Origin of the sequence: Pseudomonas sp. NPDC088444 (assembly GCF_044900175.1) — a bacterium.
Classification (GTDB): domain Bacteria; phylum Pseudomonadota; class Gammaproteobacteria; order Pseudomonadales; family Pseudomonadaceae; genus Aquipseudomonas.
Genome location: NZ_JBJDNK010000018.1, coordinates 1 through 17,699, shown reverse-complemented (window position 1 = coordinate 17,699; position 17,699 = coordinate 1). Strand labels below are relative to the sequence as shown.

Sequence of the window (17,699 nt, the reverse complement as noted above, 5' to 3'; positions counted from 1 at the left end):
CGCGAACAGTTTGAGGGCAACGACGTAGCTGGTGAGCGCTGCGAGCGTCAAGCAAGTCAGAAGATGAATAACCATTTTTCCTGCCCTCGTTCGTGTTTGGGTGTGAGAGCGATAGTACGCTCATGAAATGTGAGCGGAAGGCAATCGCAGGAATGTTGGCTATCGATATGAATGATGGTGGGGCACGGAACTCACCCACGAAGGAGCGTTGTGGGAGATTCTATGTTGCCTGATCAACAGCTTTCGCCACCAAGGATCGCACCGAGCCTAAATCTCATGTCCGACGCAGAAACTGTGGGAGACGCCCGGCCGTCTCCCACAGGCTTGGCGTCGAATAGGTGGTTTGGCTCAGGCGCGGATGGACTCTCCATACCGATACGTCGCCACGCACGCCAGCGCCAAGCCACTGAGCGCCACCAGCCCGCCCACCAGCCCCACGTTGGCGATGCCCAACTGGCTGATCACCATGCTGCCCAGCAATGCGCCGCCGCCGATGCCGATGTTGTAGATGCCCGAGTGCAGCGACATTGCGACATCCGTGGCATCCGGCGCCATGGCCAGCACCTTGGCCTGCATGACCAGGCCAAAGCACATGATCGCCATGCCCCATACGATGCTCAGCGTCGCGATCCACGACGCCTTGCCCGACAGTGGTAGCAACAACACCAGACACAATGCCAGCGCGCCGATAGCAGCGATCAGCAGCCCGCGCGGGTAACGGTTGTTGTAACGACTGAACACGATGGAGCCCAGGATGCCTGAACCGCCAAACAGCAACAGGATAATGGTGATCATGTCACCGCTCATTTTCCCTACGGCCTGTGCGAAAGGCTCGATGTAGCTGTAAGCCGTGAACTGTGCGGTAATCACCAGAGCGGTCAGCACATACAGCGAGACCAGTGCCGGGCGTTTGAACAGGATGGGCAGGCTGCGCAACGAGCCGGAGTTTTGGCTCGGCAACAACGGCAGCGATTTCATCAGTACCAAAACGGTGGCACTCGCCGTGCCCGCAATGGCCAGAAATGTCATGCGCCAGCCCAGCGCTTCACCGAGCACGCGGCCCAGCGGGATGCCCAATACCATCGCCAGCGACGTACCGGTGGCCAGCAGTCCAAGGGCCTGGACCTGTTTGCCCGCAGGCGCGACGCGTACGGCGAGGGAAGCGGTAATCGACCAGAACACCGCGTGGGCCAGCGCGATACCGACGCGGCTGACCAGCAACATGCCGAAGCTGGATGCCATGCTCGACATCACGTGGCTGGCGACGAACAGAATGAACACGAACATCAGCAACTTGCGCCGCTCGATGTTGCGGGTCATCAGCATCATCGGCAGTGAGGTCAGCGACACAATCCACGCATACACCGTCAGCATCAGGCCGACTTGCGCAGTGGTCATGTCGAAGCTGTGTCCAATGGCACTGAGCAGCCCCACTGGCACGAACTCAGTGGTGTTGAAAATGAAGGCTGCGAGAGCCAGCGCGATCACGCTGAGCCAACTGCCAGTGCGAGCATCGGGGGTGTTCATGAAGGACACATCAGCCTCAAGGGAAAACGAATTCGGTGGCGGTCGGCCATCCATACGAAACGCCAACCAGCACAAAAACCGCACAAGGCTCGACGCCCGGGCGGGATGCGGTCAGCAAACTATTATGAGTATGGGAAGGTACAGCCAGATGAGGCGCAGTCTACGCCCTTGTTAACGTTGTCACAACGGCAGTGCCCTGCGTCAAAATCGCCCAGCGGCCTGACGAGACCGCCGTGACGACAGTAACTGTCTGTCAGGCAACGATAACTTGACGCATGAGTGCGCGTGAACTTATCTGAAAAAAGTAAAGGGAATAAAAACTCGTTGTCAGAAGCTCGAACTGGCAGCGGTATACAAAAGGGAAGTCACTGCTTCGGGTAATACCCGCAGGAGTATTTCTGATGAAACGGCCCAATCGGGCTAGCGTCAGCAATATTCTCTGTTCGTCTTGCGTATTCATGTCGTTATTGCCAGTCACGGAGATTAAGGCCGCTTGCACGCTTATCGCAGGTGCGGGCAATGACAGCTATGTCTGCGACAGCGGGACCAGCCCCGGTTTGACGGATTTGCTGGGGAATAACACGCTGACTTTTCCGGCAGGTGGAACAGGCGTTGTCACCGGCAATATCGTCATGGGGGCGGGGTCGAATCAGTTACTGATGAACTCGGGCACGATCGCGGGCGGTGTCGATCTGGGCGATGGCGATAACGTCATCATCATAGGGGCGGGCACTGTCACAGGCCAAGTATTGCAGGGCAGTGGCCCTGACCGGTTCAGCATGACAGGCGGCTCCATCCAGTCGCTGTCTCAGGGCGATTCACGGGATCTGTTCACGATGAGCGGCGGAACCATCGTCGGCGCTTTCGAAGACGGCGACATTGCCACCATGACCGGAGGCAGCATCGGCCGCGTCGATATGAAACTGGACAACAACGTCTTCAACCTGTCGGGCGGTCAGATCATTGGCAATCTGGTGACAGGGTTGGGGCTGGACACCATTACGATGTCGGGTGGCAGTGTCGGCGGCAACATCAGCGTCAGCGGCGGCAACGACAGCTTCAGCCTCAGCGGCGGTGTTGTCTCCGGTGAAATCCGGATGAGCCTGGGCAACGACGTTTTCAACTGGACGAACGGTGGACAACTACGCTCGCAGGTCTTGATGGGGGACGGTGATGACACCGCGAGGCTGACCCACCTGACCGAAACGCTATTGACCCCCACTCCGAGACTTGACGGCGGATTGGGCAATGACACGCTCTCGTTCGTCAACACCACCACTTCAACCCCCAGCCGATACATTGGCTGGGAGCGTGTCGACCTCACCGCTCAATCCGATTTCGATCTGCCTGGCGATCTCTTCCTCGGCGACGCTGTCAGTGGCACGGGCACGTTCAACATCGACAACAGCAGCACGCTGGCACCGACCCAGGGTTCGATCCGACCTTTTTCCGCAGGTCAGTTGACGACCCTGAACAACGCGGGCGTGATCGATATGACCACCGGCAGCACCGTAGCGGGCGATACGTTGAGTGTGTATGGCAATTACGTGGGCGCCAACGGCCAGTTACGGCTGCAAACGGTGTTGGGAGATGACAACTCTTCAAGTGATCGGCTGATCGTTTCGCAAGGCACGATCAGCGGCAGCACACAGTTGAGCGTGAGCAATCTGGGTGGCCTCGGCGGCTTGACGGTGGCCAACGGCATTGAAGTGGTTCAGGCGCTCAATGGTGCGACCAGCAGCAATGATGCGTTCGCCCTCAACGGCTCGGTCTCGGCGGGCGCGTATCAGTATTACCTGTTCAAAGGCGGCGTGACCGCCGGGACCGAGAACAACTGGTATCTACGCTCGTCCGTGGTGGCGGTAAGGGCGTTGGCGGTTCCCTTGTCTGTACCTGCTCCCGTGGTGCCTGCCACACCGGCCCCAATACCGGCGCCCGCTCCGGTGATCAGCGCAGATGAGCCGCCCGTGGAGCCGCCCACCGCAACGCCAGTCGCGCCTGCGACACCTGTGGCCGTTCAATCAACCGCGTTGGCCGCCAACTCCCCTGAACCTGCCGCCACGACTCCCGCACTGCCGGACGCCACACCGGGGGCCGAGCCGATTCCGCTGTATCGCCTTGAAGTCCCGGTGTACTCGGTCATCACTCCGGCTGCGCAACGAATGACCCAGTCTGCGCTAGGGACGTTTCACGACCGTCAAGGTGAGCAGAGCCTGTTGATGGACGGCGGTGGAATACCTGCTGGATGGGCGCGTGTGTACGGCGGCGATTTGAGAAAAAGCTGGGCGGGTACGGTGTCGCCACGCTTCGAGGGTTCAAGTCGGGGCTACCAGATCGGCCAGGACCTTTACGCGGCACCGACCGATTTCGGTGGCTCGCAACGGATCGGCCTGTTTGTCGGACAGAGCCGTTTGCGAGGCGATGTCGATGGTTTCGCCGAGGGCTTTCAGCATCGAGACTCCGGCCACCTCAAGCTTGAAGGCGATCATTTGGGTGGCTACTGGACGCTGATCGGTTCACAGGGCGCTTACATCGACGCCATCGTCATGGGCACTCGTCTCAACGGCAGCAATCGCTCGGACCGTGGCGTCAAACTCGACACCGAGGGGCGGGCGATCACGCTGTCGCTGGAAGGGGGCTATCCCTTGCCGGTCAGCGAGCATTGGAGCGTCGAGCCGCAGGTTCAGGTGATTCACCAACGCATCGACCTCGATAAACAGAACGACGGCATCTCAGACGTTGCGTTCGACGCCCAACCCTACTGGACCGCGCGAGCGGGCGTCAGGCTCAACGGGCGCTACCTGTTCGGCGATACCCCGCTGGAACCCTACGTGCGCGTCAACGCCTGGCACACCTTTGGCGGTCGGGACACCGTGACCTACAACGGCGTCGACCGGATCAAGAGTGAACACCGGACTTCATCGATGAACGTTGACGCAGGCCTGATGGCCAGGCTCTCTCCCAGCGTCGGCGTGTACCTGTCGCTGGGCTATGACGCCAATCTGGACAGCGAATCGCTCGAAAGCCTGACCGGCACTCTGGGTGTCAGAGTCAGTTGGTAAGCGCTGTTGGGGTCTGCGGTGCGTTGGAGGAAGCGCCTGTGTACAGCGCCGTGTCGTGCCCTGTGAGAATCAGCCGGAACGTTTCAACCAGCGGCCTCAATGTCACGCGATGCCACGCGGCCCACAACGGCAGGGTGAACGTCAGCCAAGGCAGTTCGCGAAACACCACACCCGGATGCGCGGCCTGATTGAGACTTTTCTGAGTCATCGCGATCCCCAATCCTGCCGCGACCAGTCCCAATGCCGTGTAGGGTTCGGCAGCTTCCAGACGAATCTGGGGCGTAAATCCCGCCCGAATGCACGCCGCGACAAAATCATCGTGATGATTCTGACCCTGACTGGATTTCACGCCGATCCAGTCCAGATCCTCCAATTCAGCCGGAGTCAGCCGCTTAAGGTTCACCAACGGATGATTCGCAGGCAGCGCCAGCAACATCGGGTCTTCCAGCAATTGCCGATACGTCAAATCCGGGTCATCATCGGCGGGCGGCTCGCTGACCAGCGCCACGTCCAGGCTGCGCTGACGCAAGCCCTCCAACTGATCCGCCGAACTCAGGTTGTACAGCGCAACATGCACACCCGGCCTGATCGCCCGCACCTCGCTCAACGCTTTGGGCAGCACGTTGGCGTGCATCGCGTTCTCGATGTAACCGATGCACAACCCGCCTTCCTCACCCCGTCCAAGCCGCTTGCCCAATGACTCCAACCGATTGGCGTGGGTCAGCAGCGCACGGGCTTCGGTGAGAAAGGTACGACCGTCGGTGGTCAGACGAATCCGCTGCTGGCTGCGCTCGAACAGCACCAGCCCAAGGCGTTCTTCCAGTTGTGCGATCTGCCGACTCAACGGCGACTGAGAAATGTGCAGACGTTCAGCCGCACGCCCGACGTGTTCTTCCTCGGCGACGACAACGAAATAGCGAAGCTGGCGCAGATCCAACATGGCGATGCTCTTCAGGTCTCAAGTGTTGCTTATTGTGTCTTGGACGGTCTCGGCGTGGCAATCCAGAATCGGCTCAACGGTCGCAACAACGACCCACAGACGAACTGGAGAAACCACCATGAGCTTGAAAGACAAACTCCCCGGCACCCTGGGCTTTGGCACGGCCCCATTGGGCAACATGTTCCGCGATATCCCCGAGGATGAAGCGGCGGCAACCGTCCATGCAGCGTGGGCCGCAGGCGTTCGCTACTTCGACACCGCACCTTTCTACGGCGCGGGCCTTTCAGAAATTCGCCTCGGCGACGCGCTGCAAGCATACAACCGCGACGCCTACGTCCTTAGCACCAAGGTCGGTCGCGTGATTCTGGACGAACTGGACAACAGTGCCCGCGACCTGGGCGAAAAAAGCGGCGTCTTCGAACACGGCCTGCGCAACAAAATCGTCAACGACTACAGCGCCGACGCCACTTTGCGTTCCATCGAAGACAGCCTCAAACGCCTGAAAACCGACCGCCTCGACATCGTCTGGATTCACGACATCGCCCAAGACTTTTACGGCGACCAATGGCTGCACTACTTCGAACAGGCTCGCACCGGCGCCTTCAAAGCCCTGACCCGCCTGCGCGACGAAGGCGTGATCAAAGCCTGGGGCCTGGGCGTCAACCGCGTCGAACCCATCGAACTCACCCTTGGCCTCGACGAAGCCAAACCCGACGGTTTCCTCCTCGCAGGCCGCTACACCCTGCTCGACCACGAACGCGCGCTGCAACGGTTGATGGCCGAAGCCAAAGCCCACAACACCGACATCGTCGTCGGCGGCCCGTACAGCTCCGGGATTCTGGCGGGTGGTGAACATTTCGAATATCAGAAGGCGAGCCCGGAGATCGTTGCCAAGGTGCAGCGGATCAAGCGCATTGCTCAGGAGCATGGCGTGGATGTCAAAGCGGCAGCGTTGCAGTTTGCGCTGGCGAATCCGGCTGTCGCGGCAGTGATTCCGGGGGCGAGTCGGCCCGGGAGGATTGCGGAGGATGTGGCTGCGTTGCGGGCGGTGATTCCGGCGGCGTTTTGGACTTCCTTGCGTGAGGCAGGATTGATCGCGGGGAATGCGCCTGCGCCGGTTTGAGGGTTTGGTTGGGCACAAAAAAAGACGTCCGTGGACGTCTTTTTTGATCATTTGGTGGAGCCGGGGGGATTTGAACCCCCGTCCGCCAGTACTCCGCTTTCGGGCCTACATGCTTAGCCGTGTCTATTAAGTTAACCCTCAGCGACCCGACGGGCAGGGTGCTTTGGGCGAGCTGTGTAAGTTTTAGCCGATTCGTCCACAGCGTACTGCACGGCGATCCTGTTCTGTATGACAATCATTTCGGGTTTACAGGCATCCCCTGATGATTGCTGGAGCCGAAGCTACCAGAAGGAAGGCTAGCGCCGCTTACGCAGCGAGAGCTTGTTCCCCGTAGGTTTCGTCATTGGCAACTATAGAAAGTTGCAACAGTGGATTTACGACTTCTGTTACCAAGTCGGCATGCCCCTAGAGTTTCATCACCGGCGTCGAATCCTAATCGGCCCCAATTCTGCTGCTCCAGGCAGTCAGGCGGCGGAGTGTACCCGAATCAATGGGATACGTCGACTCCAAGCCTCAAGCCGCGTCGCTTGGCCAGCCCGAAGGCTGGCCGCAGTGCCCGCAGCGAGTTACTTGGCGTTACCGCCGTCAGAGCCGTCGCCGCCCGTTTTGAGAGTGGTGATCTCTTTGGTGGTGAGCTCGATGCACTTCTTGTCATCGCCGGCTTTTTGCGCAGCGGTGGCTGCAGTCAGAGTTTTTTCCAGTTCGTCTTTAGTGTCTGCGCTCAAGTTGGTGCTCGTCGAGGTGTGAGCATCCTTCAGTGTTTGCAGGTTAGCGCCACACAGGTCATCGGCAGCGAATACCGGGGAACCCAACAGTGCAGCGGTAAGAAACAGACCAGTCAGTGCTGTGTGCTTCATGTGTATCTCCTTGAGCCTGTTGACTCGGTAGGGCCGCTCAATCGGGGCCGTTCTCCGAGATGGAGGTATAAGCGCCAGTCGTGTGTGGCGCTTAAAGAGATGGACTGTGGGTCAACGCGGGGGTTCTATTTATTTTGCAACTGGTGGGAAAAAGCCATATTGCAGGATGTAACAGAGAAATGGGGCGAAAGTTGCCCCATTTGTGTGCATCACACGGTTTTGGCGCGAGTGACGCGATCCACGAGATAGACCAGCCCGTGGTAGTCAATGCCGCCGTGGCGGGTGAGGCCGATTTCACAGGTGCGGCTGGTGGAGATGCCCTCGCTGCAATATTGCACGGCGTCTTTGAGGGTGCGCAGCGAGTGCGCGTTGAGTTCCGGGGTGGTAAAGCCTTTGTCGCCGGCAAACCCGCAGCAATGAATGCCTTCGGGGATGACCACGTTGACGCTGCACAGTCGGGCAAGTTCGATCAGCGCCTGGCTTTCCCCCAGATGTTGGGTGCTGCACGTGACGTGAACGGCGATGGCTTCTTGTTGTGGGGTGAAGACCAGTTTGTCCAGCAGATGGGTGCGAATGAAGCGCACGGGGTCGTAGAGGTCGAGACGCGTTTCCTTGAGGTCTTGAACAAGGCGCAGGGTGCAGGGGCTGGTGTCGCAGTAGATCGGGTCGAGGCCGCCGCGGCTGGCTTTGGTCAGTGCAGCCAGCAACTGTTGGCGCTTCTCTTCAGCGTGTTCCGCATAACCTTTTGAGGCGAAGGGCTGGCCGCAGCAGAGGCTGTCCTGATCTTCAGGGAACACCACCTGATAGCCTGCTTTTTCTAGCAGGCCACGGGTTTTGTCCATCAGCGACATTTGTTCGTGATCGGCTGCCGCAGGCCCCATGACCCGGGACACGCAGGCGGCGAGGTAAACGACGCGTGGGCGTTGGTCCTCGACCGGCGGGGTGAAGCGGATCGGATTTTCAGGCTGTGGCATCGCCGGGGTCCACTGTGGGACGCGGCCTGATGATGCCTTGGTCAGCGCCGCCGAAAGCTTCGCCAGCCTTGGCGCGCCGAGCAGCATGCGTGCGCCGTTGGCGGCATGCAACGTGAAGCGAGCGCCTTTCAAGGCGGCAGTGAAATGCTGCGCCAACCAGCCTGCTGTTTTGCCGTGAGTGGCGTGCTCGGCGCGGAGCTTTTTGACCAACTCGCCCGTGTTGATGCCCACCGGGCAACGTTGCGCGCAAAGGCCGGTCGCGGCGCAGGTGTCGATGCCTTGATAGTGGTAGTCGCGCTCCAGCTCGGTGGTATCGGTGCCTGCGCGCTTCTTCGCTTGAATGTCACGCCACATGACGATGCGCTGGCGCGGGCTGAGGGTCAGGCCTTTTGACGGGCAAACCGGCTCGCAGAAGCCGCATTCGATGCATTTGTCGACAATCGTGTCGGCTGCGGGCATGGGCTTAAGGTGTTTGAGGTGAATGTCCGGGTCTTCGCTCAGCACCACGTTCGGGTTGAGGATGCCGTTGGGGTCGAGCAGCCGCTTGAGCGTCCACATCAATTGATAGGCATCGCTGCCCCATTCCAGCTCGACGAAGGGCGCCATGTTGCGACCGGTGCCGTGCTCGGCCTTGAGAGAGCCGCCGAACTCCACGGCCACCAGTTGCGTGACGTCATCCATGAATGCCGAATAGCGAGCGATTTCCTGCGGGTCGTTGAAGCCCTGGGTAAAGACGAAATGCAGATTGCCCTCCAGCGCATGGCCAAACAGGATCGCCTCGTCGTAGTGGTGTTTGTCGAACAGCTCGATCAGGCGGCGCACGCCAATGGCCAGTTGTTCGACGGGAAAGGTGACGTCTTCGATGATCACCGTGGTGCCGGTTTCACGCACGGCGCCAACGGCGGGGAAGGTGTCTTTGCGGATGGCCCAAAGGCGTGCGTTTTCGCCGGGGTCTTCGGTGAAGTCGACCTGTTTCTCCACCGGGAAATGCGCGATCGAGGCCATGATTTGCGCCAGTTGTTCGTGCAACAACGCTTTTGTCGCCGCACGTGTTTCGATCAGCAGCGCGCAGGCGCTTTCCGAGAGTTCTTTGACGAACGCGGGCATACCCGGTTTGTTTTGCACCGAGCGCATGCTGCGGCGATCAAGCAGTTCGACGGCGGAAACGGGCTGGGTTTTGAGCACGGTGACGGCGTTGCAGCAAGTTTCCACGTCAGGGAAGACGATCAACGCCGAGGCTTTGTTCGGGTGGTCGGGGACAGTGTCGTAGGTCACTGCGCTGATGAAGCCCAGCGTGCCCTCGGAGCCGACCAGCAAATGGGTGAGGATGTCGAAGGGGTCGTCAAAGTCCACCAAGGCGTTGAGCGAAAGGCCGGTGGTGTTTTTCAGTCGATACTTGTGGCGAATCCTTGCCGCCAGCTCGGTGTTCGCGCGGGTTTCCCGGCCCAGTTCAGCCAGACGCTCAAGCAGCTTGCCGTGGCTGGCGCGAAAGGCTGCGACACTGGCGTCGTCTTCGGTGTCCAGACGCGTGCCGTCAGCCAGTACAAGGCGCATGCCTGCCAGCGTGTGATAGGTGTTCTGCGCCGTGCCGCAGCACATGCCGCTGGAGTTGTTGGCGACGATGCCGCCGATTTTTGCGGCGTTGATCGAGGCCGGGTCAGGTCCGATCTTGCGCCCGAACGGCACCAGCCAGGCATTGGCCTGTGCGCCGATGACCCCTGGTTGCAGACGGATCTGCTCGCCATCGCGGCGAATCTCGCGGCCATTCCAGTTATCGCCGAGCACCAGCAAAACAGAGTCGCTGATGGCCTGCCCCGACAGGCTGGTGCCCGCTGCACGGAAGGTCACGGGCACTTTATCGACCTGAGCCAGTTTGAGCAGCGTGACCACTTCGTCTTCGGATTCAACGCGGATGACCAGTTTGGGAATCAGCCGATAAAAGCTGGCGTCGGTGCCGAAGGCCAGGGTCGACAGCGGGTCGTCGAAGCGCCGTTCGGGGGGGATCAGGCGCTTCACATCGTCCAGAAAGGAGGCGGGGAGGCTCATGCGGTGTTCCTCATCTGCCGCGGCATCTGACGTGCCGCGTGCATGGTTAAAGGCGTGTTACGGGATCAGCGATTCACGGACGAGCGAGTCGCGGGTGATCTCGCTGATGGACTTGGCGCCGGTCAGCACCATCGCCACGCGCATTTCTTTTTCGAACAGGTCGAGCAGGTGCTTCACGCCCGCTTCGCCGTGGGTGGCGAGGGCATAGATGAAGGCGCGGCCGATCAGCACGGTGTCGGCGCCAAGGGCGATCATGCGCACCACGTCCAGGCCGCTGCGAATGCCGGAGTCGGCGAGAATTTTCAGCTCGCCTTTCACGGCGTCAGCGATGGCGGGCAGGGCACGGGCGCTGGACAGGACGCCATCGAGCTGGCGGCCGCCATGGTTGGAGACAACGATGCCGTCGGCGCCGAATTTCACGGCGTCGCGGGCGTCGTCAGCGTCGAGGATGCCTTTGATCAGCATCGGGCCGTCCCAGAAGTCGCGAATCCACTCCAGATCCTTCCAAGAAATCGACGGATCGAAGTTGTTGCCCAGCCAGCCAATGTAATCGGCAAGGCCGGTCGGGTTGCCACGGTAAGCGGAGATATTGCCCAGATCGTGAGGGCGACCGTTGACGCCCACGTCCCACGCCCATTGTGGGTGGGTCATGGCTTGCAGCACGCGGCGGGTCGGACCGTTAGCGCCGCTCATGCCGGAGTGCAGGTCACGGTAGCGGGCGCCAGGCACTGGCATGTCGACCGTGAACACCAGCGTCTTGACCCCAGCGGCTTTGGCCCGCTCAAGGGCGTTACGCATGAAGCCGCGATCCTTTAGCACATAAAGCTGGAACCACATCGGGCGGTCGATGGCCGGGGCCACTTCTTCGATGGAACAAACGGAAACAGTGGACAGGGTGAACGGAATGCCTTTGGCAGCCGCTGCACGTGCGGCTTGCACTTCGCCACGGCGGGCGTACATGCCGCACAAGCCGACCGGGGCCAGCGCGACGGGCATGCTCAGGGTCTCGTTGAACAGCGTGGTTTGCAGGCTCAGTTCGGACATGTTCTTCAGCACCCGCTGGCGCAGGGCGATCCCGGCGAGGTCCGAGACGTTGTGACGCAATGTGTGTTCGGCGTAAGCGCCGCCGTCGGCATAATGGAACAGGAACGGCGGCAGCTTGCGTTGCGCTGCAGCGCGGTAGTCGGTGGAGGCGGAAATGATCATGGAGTCTCGCTGCTGTATTGGGAGAACAGAATCAGCGACCGGGCGCGCATCAAGGGCGCCCGGCGCTCGTCTCTTTAGTGAACCAACATGCCAGTGAACCAGTACGCCTGAGCGTAGGTGATGCAGCCGACGATGGCGGCGAAGAAGATGCTGTGCTTGAGGGTGAAGCGGAACAGGTCCGATTCCTTGCCGACCAGACCGGTCGCTGCGCAGGCAACGGCGATCGATTGCGGGGAAATCATCTTGCCGGTTACACCGCCGCTGGAGTTGGCGGCCACCATCAACACGTCACTCACGCCGACCTGGTGCGCGGTGGTCGCTTGCAGCGAGCCGAACAGCGCGTTGGACGAGGTGTCGGAACCGGTCAGGAACACGCCCAGCCACCCGAGGAATGGCGAGAAGAACGGGAACGCTGCACCCGTCCCTGCCAGTACCAGCGCCAGGGTGGTGGACATGCCCGAGTAGTTCATGACGAAGGCAAAGGCCAGCACCATACCGATGGAGACGATGGCCCAGCGCAACTCGATCAGCGTTTCTTTAAAAGTGGTCAGACCAGTTTTGACGCCGATGCGCAGGACGATCATCGCCAGAATGGCCGAGACCAGAATGGCGCTGCCCGAAGCGGCCAGCAGGTCAAACTTGTAAACGGCTGGCATCGCAGTCGGGTTGGCGACGATCGGAGCAGCTTTCATCACCAGTTGATCCAGGTGTGGAACCGGGAAGTTCATGGTCAGCGCCTGCAGCGGCCCGCCTGCCGCAAACAGTGCCTTGAAGGGCTTCAGGGTCCAGATCGTCACGATCACGGTCAGGATCAGGAACGGCGACCAGGCCTTGATGATGGTGCCGGTGGAGTACGGCGATTTCTGAGTGGTGCGCTGCTGACCAAATCCGCCAGGCCCACCGCCCATCACCACTGCACCGCCGCCTGCGCTGGCGACTTGCATGTCGGTCGCGCGCGCTGGCTGCCAGACTTTCAGGAAGAAGGTCAGGGCCACGAGGCTGACGAGTGCTGACGTGATGTCAGGCAATTCCGGGCCGATGAAGTTGGAAGTCAGGTACTGGGTGATCGCGAAGCTGCCGCCTGCGACCAGCGCCGCTGGCCAGGTTTCCTTCACGCCTTTCACGCCGTCCATCATGAACATCAGCCAGAACGGCACGAACACCGACAGAACCGGCAATTGACGCCCTGCCATGGCGCCGATCTTGAACGCGTCGATGCCCGAGACCTGGCCCGCGACGATGATCGGAATCCCCAGTGCGCCGAATGCGACCGGAGCGGTGTTGGCGATCAGGCACAGGCCTGCTGCATAGAGCGGGTTCAGCCCGAGGCCTACCAGCAGCGCCGCAGTAATGGCCACAGGGGCACCGAAGCCGGCCGCACCTTCCAGGAATGCCCCGAAGCAGAAGCCGATCAGCAACACCTGCAAGCGCTGGTCATCGGTGATCGACATGACCGAGCTGCGGATGATCTCGAACTGGCCGCTCTTGACGGTGAGTTTGTAGAGGAAGACCGCCGCAATGATGATCCACGCGATGGGCCACAGGCCGTACAGGAAGCCGTAAATCGCCGAGGCGATGGCCATGTCCGCTGGCATGTTGAAGGCGAAAATCGCGATCAGCACGGCAAGCAACAGGGTAATGGTCCCCGCAACATGTCCTTTCAGCCGGAAGACGGCCAATGCCACGAAAAAGAACACGATGGGAATGACTGCAACCAGCGCCGAAAGGCCCAGGCTGCCGAGGGGTGTGTAGAACTGTTGCCAGGTTTGCATGTAGGAGGCCCCTAGTTGTTTTTGGTTAGGCCCGGTGTCCATGTCTTACGTGCGCGGCTCCTGCAAGCGACAACTGCTTGTCTGTCGTCCTGCCGGCGCTGACGAACGAATCGCACAGCTCACCAGCTCAAACGTTCCGCCGTCGCGAAGCGCTTGCGGTGCGTCGTGGGGATAGCCACGGATCACCGGCATCGCTAAATTGGTAATACCAATTTACAATGTCTTGGCGCTAGGTTAAAAGCCTTGGTGTTGGTGTGTCAATTTGTGACTCTAAAACTTTTGTAGCAGTTATCCCGGTTTTTTCCTGAAACGATGATTTGTCCTACATCTGCTGGGTGAATGTCTGATCACAATCAGCGAGAATATGCGCCCCCGCTGTTATGTCAGGCGTGGGCAGCAGGGGATGTGGAGTGATGTGGTATGGGCTTTGATCAGGTGCGTCAGCGCCGCTTGTCTGACGATATTGTCGAGCAGCTCGAACGAATGATTCTCGAAGGCACGCTACGAGCCGGTGGGCGCCTGCCTGCCGAGCGCGCGCTTGCCGAGCAATTCGGCGTGTCGCGCCCTTCGTTGCGTGAAGCCATTCAAAAACTGACCGCCAAGGGGCTGTTGGTCAGCCGTCAGGGCGGGGGCAATTACGTTGTCGAAAACCTGGGGTCGACGTTCAGCGACCCGTTGCTTCACCTTTTGGAAAGCAGCTCTGAAGCACAACGGGATTTGTTGGAGTTTCGGCACACGCTGGAAGCCTCATGCGCCTATTACGCAGCCATCCGCGCAACGGATGTTGACCGGACAAGGCTGCGCGAAGCGTTCGATGCGTTGCAGGATTGCTACAGCCGGGTCGACGAAGTGAGCCGTGCTGAAGAGGGCGCCGCGGACGCGAACTTCCACCTCGCCATCGCCGAGGCCAGCCATAACGCCGTGTTGCTGCACACCATTCGCGGCCTGTTTGATCTGCTCAAGCGCAACGTCGTGACCAACATTGGCGGGATGTACAAACAGCGCGCAGAAACCCGCGACATGCTGATCAATCAGCATCGGGAGTTGTATCTGGCGATCATTGAGGGGCGGGCGGACGATGCGCGAGAAGTGTCGAGCCGTCATTTGCTCTATGTGCAGGAAGTGCTGGAAGAGGTGCGTCAGCAGGTGCAGCGCACGGCACGCGCCGAGCGGCGCAACGGGATTTAGAGGATTTGCTGGAACCCACTGTGGGAGCGAATTCATTCCGGGCGGCGATCCGACGATTGGGCGTTATATCCGATGGATATCTGTCGGATGTACAACCGCATCGCGAATGAATTCGCTCCCACAGGTGTCTCGCATTGGTCAGGCAAGCCGCGCCAGGAGCTCGAAGGACGTCAGTCTTCCTTACCCTTGTTACGCACGGCCCGTTGCAGTTCGCGATCGGAATCACGCGCCCGCTCGGTGTCACGCTTGTCGTATTCCTTCTTGCCTTTACCCAACGCGATTTCGCACTTGATCAAGTGCGCCTTCCAGTACAGGGAAAGGGCGACAGCGGTGTAGCCTTTTTGCGCAACCGATGCGTTGAGCCTGTCCAGCTCGCGCTTGTTGAGCAGCAGTTTACGGGTGCGTGTCGGGTCAGCGATGACGTGTGTGCTGGCAGTCGTGAGCGGTGTGATATGGCTGCCCATGAGCCAGGCCTCACCGTCCTTGAGCAGCACATAACTGTCCACCAGCTGCACCTTGTTGGCACGCAGGCTTTTTACTTCCCAGCCGGACAGGACCAGACCGGCCTCGAACTTGTGTTCGATGAAGTAATCGTGTCGCGCCTTTTTGTTTTGCGCGATGGTCCCTGTGGGATGTTTCTTGAGCTTGGCCATAGGCGACGCATTATAGGGATCAATGGTGCTCTCGGCTATGGGGAGAGGACGTGACCTGTGTGCTTGAGCACGCAGGGTGAATCCCGGACAATGCGCGCTCTTTTTTGGGTGTTGAGCGTGTCAACGATGTCGACGGACAAGGTTTCGGTTCACGGTAGCTGGGCTAGCCGCTGGGTATTCATCCTGGCTGCCACGGGCTCGGCCGTGGGGTTGGGCAGTATATGGAAATTCCCTTACATGGTCGGCGTGTACGGCGGCGGTGCCTTCGTTCTGGTGTTTCTGGCGTGCATCGCGCTGATCGGCATTCCGGTGATGATGGCCGAAACACTGATCGGCCGCCGTGCGCGGCAGAGTCCGGCCAATGCCCTCAAGGTGCTGGCGCGCGAGGCGGGGCACTCCGGGAAATGGTCCTGGGGCGCCTTCGCGGGGATGATCACCGCGCTGCTGATCCTTTCTTTTTATAGCGTCGTGGGCGGTTGGTCGCTGGAGTACATCCTTGATGTCGGCAAAGGCGATTTCAAAGCGGTGACCCCGGATGGTGTCGGTGCATTCTTCGGCGAGATGATCGCGGATCCTTGGCGCATGGTGGGCTGGCATACGTTCTTCATGCTGCTGTCGGCGATCACCATTGCCAAGGGCGTGAACGCGGGCCTTGAACGCAGTCTGCGCATCCTGATGCCGCTGTTGTTCGTGTTGATGGTGATTCTGCTGGGTTACAGCCTGACCACCGGGCACTTCATGGAAGGCCTGCATTTCATGTTCGACTTCAAGCCCGAGCAGATCATGGACGGCTTGTTGCCCGCGATGGGGCATGCCTTCTTCTCGCTGAGCGTCGGCGTCGGCTCGATCATGATTTATGGCGCGTACATGACCAAGGAGGCCTCGATCAGCGCCACGGTTGTGGGTGTTGCGCTGCTGGACACCTTTGTTTCGCTGCTGGCAGGTCTGGCATTGTTTCCGATTGTGTTCGCTGCAGGTCTCAATCCGAGCGAGGGGCCAGGGCTGATGTTTGTCACCTTGCCTTACGCATTTGGTAACGTGGCGTTCGGCACGGTCATGGGTGTGGTGTTCTTCATTCTGGTCGCGGTGGCGGCCTGGAGTTCAGCCATCTCGCTGCTGGAACCGATGGTTGCGTACCTGGTAGAGCGCACGAAGGTGCGCCGTGGCTGGGTGACATTCTGGCTGTCGTTCATCTGCTGGTTCGTTGGGTTGGGAACGGTGTTCTCGTTCAACATCTGGAAGCAGGCCAAGTTTTTCGTGAACGAAGGCGGCGCGTTCCACCTCTACCAATGGGGTGCGACGGCAGGGCTGGATTTCTTTGGCGTGATCGATTTCTTCACGTCACGGATCATGCTGCCGCTGGGTGGATTGTGTTTTGTGATTTTCGCAGGTTGGGTGATGGGGCGTGAGGCGGTGCGTGACGAGCTGTCCGTACGCAGTCCGGCCCTGTTCGCTCTGACGTTCTTTTTGATGCGCTACGTGGCGCCGATCGGCATTCTGATTGTCTTTGCCGCTCAGCTTTGGAAATAACGCTGACATGACTACGCATATTCAACGTTCGGCCCTGCTGCCCTACCCGGCCAAGGCGCTGTATGACCTGGTCAACGATGTGGCTCGGTACTCCGAATTTCTGCCGTGGTGCTCGGGTACGACGGTGCTTGAACACAGTGAAACCAGCATGCGCGCGCGTGTCGAGGTCGCCAAGGGCGGGTTGAGCCAGCACTTCGTGACACGTAACACACTGACGCCCGGGCAGATCATCGAGATGAATCTTGAAGAAGGGCCGTTCAGCCAACTGCACGGCGTCTGGACGTTCAAGGCGCTGAACGAGAAAGCCTGCAAGATCAGTCTGGATCTGTCGTTCGATTACTCAGGCTCAATCGTGCGTGCAACCTTGGGGCCGTTGTTCAATCAGGCGGCGAACACGCTGGTTGATGCGTTTTGCCAGCGTGCCAAAGAGTTGTATGGCTGAGTCGATGATTCGAGTCGAAGTGGTGTATGCCACGCCCGAGTCTCAGCTGTTGATTGCTGTTGAAGTGCCGGTGGGGACTACGGCCTCGGCGGCGGTTGAGGCGTCGGGTATTGCGCACAGATTGGTAGGAGTGGATCTGGCGCAGTGCCCGCTGGGCGTGTTCGGCAAGGTCATCGGCAATCCTCAGGGGCGCGTTTTGGAGGCGGGGGAGCGGGTCGAAATCTATCGACCGTTGCTCGCTGACCCAAAAGAGGTGCGTCGGCTGCGCGCTGAGAAGGCGGCAAAGGCGAAAAAGCAGCAAAAATCGATTTAACGTTTGCATCGAATCGATTGAGCAGGCACAAAAAAGCCCGGAATTGCCGGGCTTTTTTTTGTTACC

The 17,699-nt window shown here is 59.9% G+C and carries 13 protein-coding genes and 1 other RNA gene; 6 read left to right on the top strand and 8 right to left on the bottom strand.

Translation table 11 applies throughout. From position 1 onward, the window contains the following. Positions 1 to 348: 348 nt before the first annotated feature. The gene (locus ACI2KB_RS26560) at positions 349 to 1,527 is read right to left on the bottom strand and encodes a sugar transporter (protein ID WP_404639624.1); all 1,179 of its coding nucleotides are present in this window, start codon (positions 1,525 to 1,527) and stop codon (positions 349 to 351) included. Between the two features lie 401 nt (positions 1,528 to 1,928). Between ACI2KB_RS26560 and ACI2KB_RS26555 the strand changes: the two genes are divergently transcribed. Then, the gene (locus ACI2KB_RS26555; RefSeq protein ID WP_404639622.1) at positions 1,929 to 4,589 is read left to right on the top strand and encodes an autotransporter outer membrane beta-barrel domain-containing protein; all 2,661 of its coding nucleotides are present in this window, start codon (positions 1,929 to 1,931) and stop codon (positions 4,587 to 4,589) included. On the opposite strand, the gene ACI2KB_RS26550 is transcribed toward ACI2KB_RS26555, so the two are convergent. Then, positions 4,579 to 5,529, bottom strand: coding sequence for a LysR substrate-binding domain-containing protein (locus ACI2KB_RS26550; protein ID WP_404639620.1), 951 nt, complete (start codon positions 5,527 to 5,529; stop codon positions 4,579 to 4,581). The two genes, ACI2KB_RS26555 and ACI2KB_RS26550, sit on opposite strands and share 11 nt — an antisense overlap. Positions 5,530 to 5,647: 118 nt before the next feature. On the opposite strand from ACI2KB_RS26550, the gene ACI2KB_RS26545 reads away from it, so the two are divergent. Then, positions 5,648 to 6,652, top strand: a complete 1,005-nt coding sequence (locus ACI2KB_RS26545; protein WP_404639618.1) for an aldo/keto reductase — start codon at positions 5,648 to 5,650, stop codon at positions 6,650 to 6,652. 52 nt (positions 6,653 to 6,704) lie between these two features. Here ACI2KB_RS26545 and ssrA read toward each other — a convergent pair. The 5 genes from ssrA to ACI2KB_RS26520 all read right to left on the bottom strand — a co-directional run bounded on the left by ssrA (position 6,705) and on the right by ACI2KB_RS26520 (position 13,507). Next, positions 6,705 to 7,096, bottom strand: a transfer-messenger RNA (tmRNA) gene (ssrA, locus tag ACI2KB_RS26540). A gap of 122 nt (positions 7,097 to 7,218) precedes the next feature. Then, positions 7,219 to 7,509: a hypothetical protein gene (locus ACI2KB_RS26535; protein ID WP_404639616.1), complete on the bottom strand. Its 291-nt coding sequence runs from the start codon at positions 7,507 to 7,509 to the stop codon at positions 7,219 to 7,221. Between the two features lie 209 nt (positions 7,510 to 7,718). Continuing rightward, entirely contained in the window at positions 7,719 to 10,529 is a 2,811-nt protein-coding gene (locus tag ACI2KB_RS26530) for an FAD-binding and (Fe-S)-binding domain-containing protein (RefSeq protein ID WP_404639614.1), read from the bottom strand. A gap of 57 nt (positions 10,530 to 10,586) precedes the next feature. Beyond that, a complete protein-coding gene (gene lldD / locus ACI2KB_RS26525; protein WP_404639612.1) occupies positions 10,587 to 11,735 on the bottom strand; it encodes an FMN-dependent L-lactate dehydrogenase LldD in 1,149 nt (382 codons plus the stop codon). A 74-nt stretch (positions 11,736 to 11,809) separates the two neighbouring features. Then, entirely contained in the window at positions 11,810 to 13,507 is a 1,698-nt protein-coding gene (locus tag ACI2KB_RS26520; RefSeq protein ID WP_404639610.1) for a lactate permease LctP family transporter, read from the bottom strand. A 420-nt stretch (positions 13,508 to 13,927) separates the two neighbouring features. Here ACI2KB_RS26520 and ACI2KB_RS26515 point away from each other — a divergent pair, with 420 nt between their 5' ends. Beyond that, entirely contained in the window at positions 13,928 to 14,695 is a 768-nt protein-coding gene (locus ACI2KB_RS26515) for a GntR family transcriptional regulator (RefSeq protein WP_404639608.1), read from the top strand. Positions 14,696 to 14,865: 170 nt separating this feature from the next. Here ACI2KB_RS26515 and smpB read toward each other — a convergent pair whose 3' ends face one another. Next, complete coding sequence (gene smpB, locus ACI2KB_RS26510) at positions 14,866 to 15,348, bottom strand: SsrA-binding protein SmpB (RefSeq protein WP_404639606.1); 483 nt, start codon at positions 15,346 to 15,348, stop codon at positions 14,866 to 14,868. Positions 15,349 to 15,474: 126 nt separating this feature from the next. Here smpB and ACI2KB_RS26505 point away from each other — a divergent pair, with 126 nt between their 5' ends. Genes ACI2KB_RS26505 through ACI2KB_RS26495 form a run of 3 tightly spaced genes read left to right on the top strand, consistent with a single transcriptional unit; the run spans position 15,475 to position 17,633 of the window. Beyond that, positions 15,475 to 16,878, top strand: coding sequence for a sodium-dependent transporter (locus ACI2KB_RS26505; RefSeq protein WP_404639604.1), 1,404 nt, complete (start codon positions 15,475 to 15,477; stop codon positions 16,876 to 16,878). Between the two features lie 7 nt (positions 16,879 to 16,885). After that, positions 16,886 to 17,320 (top strand): type II toxin-antitoxin system RatA family toxin, encoded by a 435-nt coding sequence (locus ACI2KB_RS26500; RefSeq protein WP_404639602.1) that lies wholly within the window; start codon positions 16,886 to 16,888, stop codon positions 17,318 to 17,320. Then, complete coding sequence (locus ACI2KB_RS26495) at positions 17,313 to 17,633, top strand: RnfH family protein (RefSeq protein ID WP_404639600.1); 321 nt, start codon at positions 17,313 to 17,315, stop codon at positions 17,631 to 17,633. The genes ACI2KB_RS26500 and ACI2KB_RS26495 overlap by 8 nt, the downstream gene beginning before the upstream one ends. Positions 17,634 to 17,699 lie beyond the last annotated feature (66 nt).

What these genes read in the sequence shown, in the direction of transcription:
- smpB (WP_404639606.1), bottom strand. Translation starts at nt 15,348, where the DNA reads ATGGCCAAGCTCAAGAAACATCCCACAGGGACCATCGCGCAAAACAAA.
- ACI2KB_RS26550 (WP_404639620.1), bottom strand. Translation starts at nt 5,529, where the DNA reads ATGTTGGATCTGCGCCAGCTTCGCTATTTCGTTGTCGTCGCCGAGGAA.
- ACI2KB_RS26505 (WP_404639604.1), top strand. Translation starts at nt 15,475, where the DNA reads ATGTCGACGGACAAGGTTTCGGTTCACGGTAGCTGGGCTAGCCGCTGG.
- ACI2KB_RS26555 (WP_404639622.1), top strand. Translation starts at nt 1,929, where the DNA reads ATGAAACGGCCCAATCGGGCTAGCGTCAGCAATATTCTCTGTTCGTCT.
- ACI2KB_RS26520 (WP_404639610.1), bottom strand. Translation starts at nt 13,507, where the DNA reads ATGCAAACCTGGCAACAGTTCTACACACCCCTCGGCAGCCTGGGCCTT.
- lldD (WP_404639612.1), bottom strand. Translation starts at nt 11,735, where the DNA reads ATGATCATTTCCGCCTCCACCGACTACCGCGCTGCAGCGCAACGCAAG.
- ACI2KB_RS26535 (WP_404639616.1), bottom strand. Translation starts at nt 7,509, where the DNA reads ATGAAGCACACAGCACTGACTGGTCTGTTTCTTACCGCTGCACTGTTG.
- ACI2KB_RS26515 (WP_404639608.1), top strand. Translation starts at nt 13,928, where the DNA reads ATGGGCTTTGATCAGGTGCGTCAGCGCCGCTTGTCTGACGATATTGTC.
- ACI2KB_RS26495 (WP_404639600.1), top strand. Translation starts at nt 17,313, where the DNA reads ATGGCTGAGTCGATGATTCGAGTCGAAGTGGTGTATGCCACGCCCGAG.
- ACI2KB_RS26560 (WP_404639624.1), bottom strand. Translation starts at nt 1,527, where the DNA reads ATGAACACCCCCGATGCTCGCACTGGCAGTTGGCTCAGCGTGATCGCG.
- ACI2KB_RS26530 (WP_404639614.1), bottom strand. Translation starts at nt 10,529, where the DNA reads ATGAGCCTCCCCGCCTCCTTTCTGGACGATGTGAAGCGCCTGATCCCC.
- ACI2KB_RS26500 (WP_404639602.1), top strand. Translation starts at nt 16,886, where the DNA reads ATGACTACGCATATTCAACGTTCGGCCCTGCTGCCCTACCCGGCCAAG.
- ACI2KB_RS26545 (WP_404639618.1), top strand. Translation starts at nt 5,648, where the DNA reads ATGAGCTTGAAAGACAAACTCCCCGGCACCCTGGGCTTTGGCACGGCC.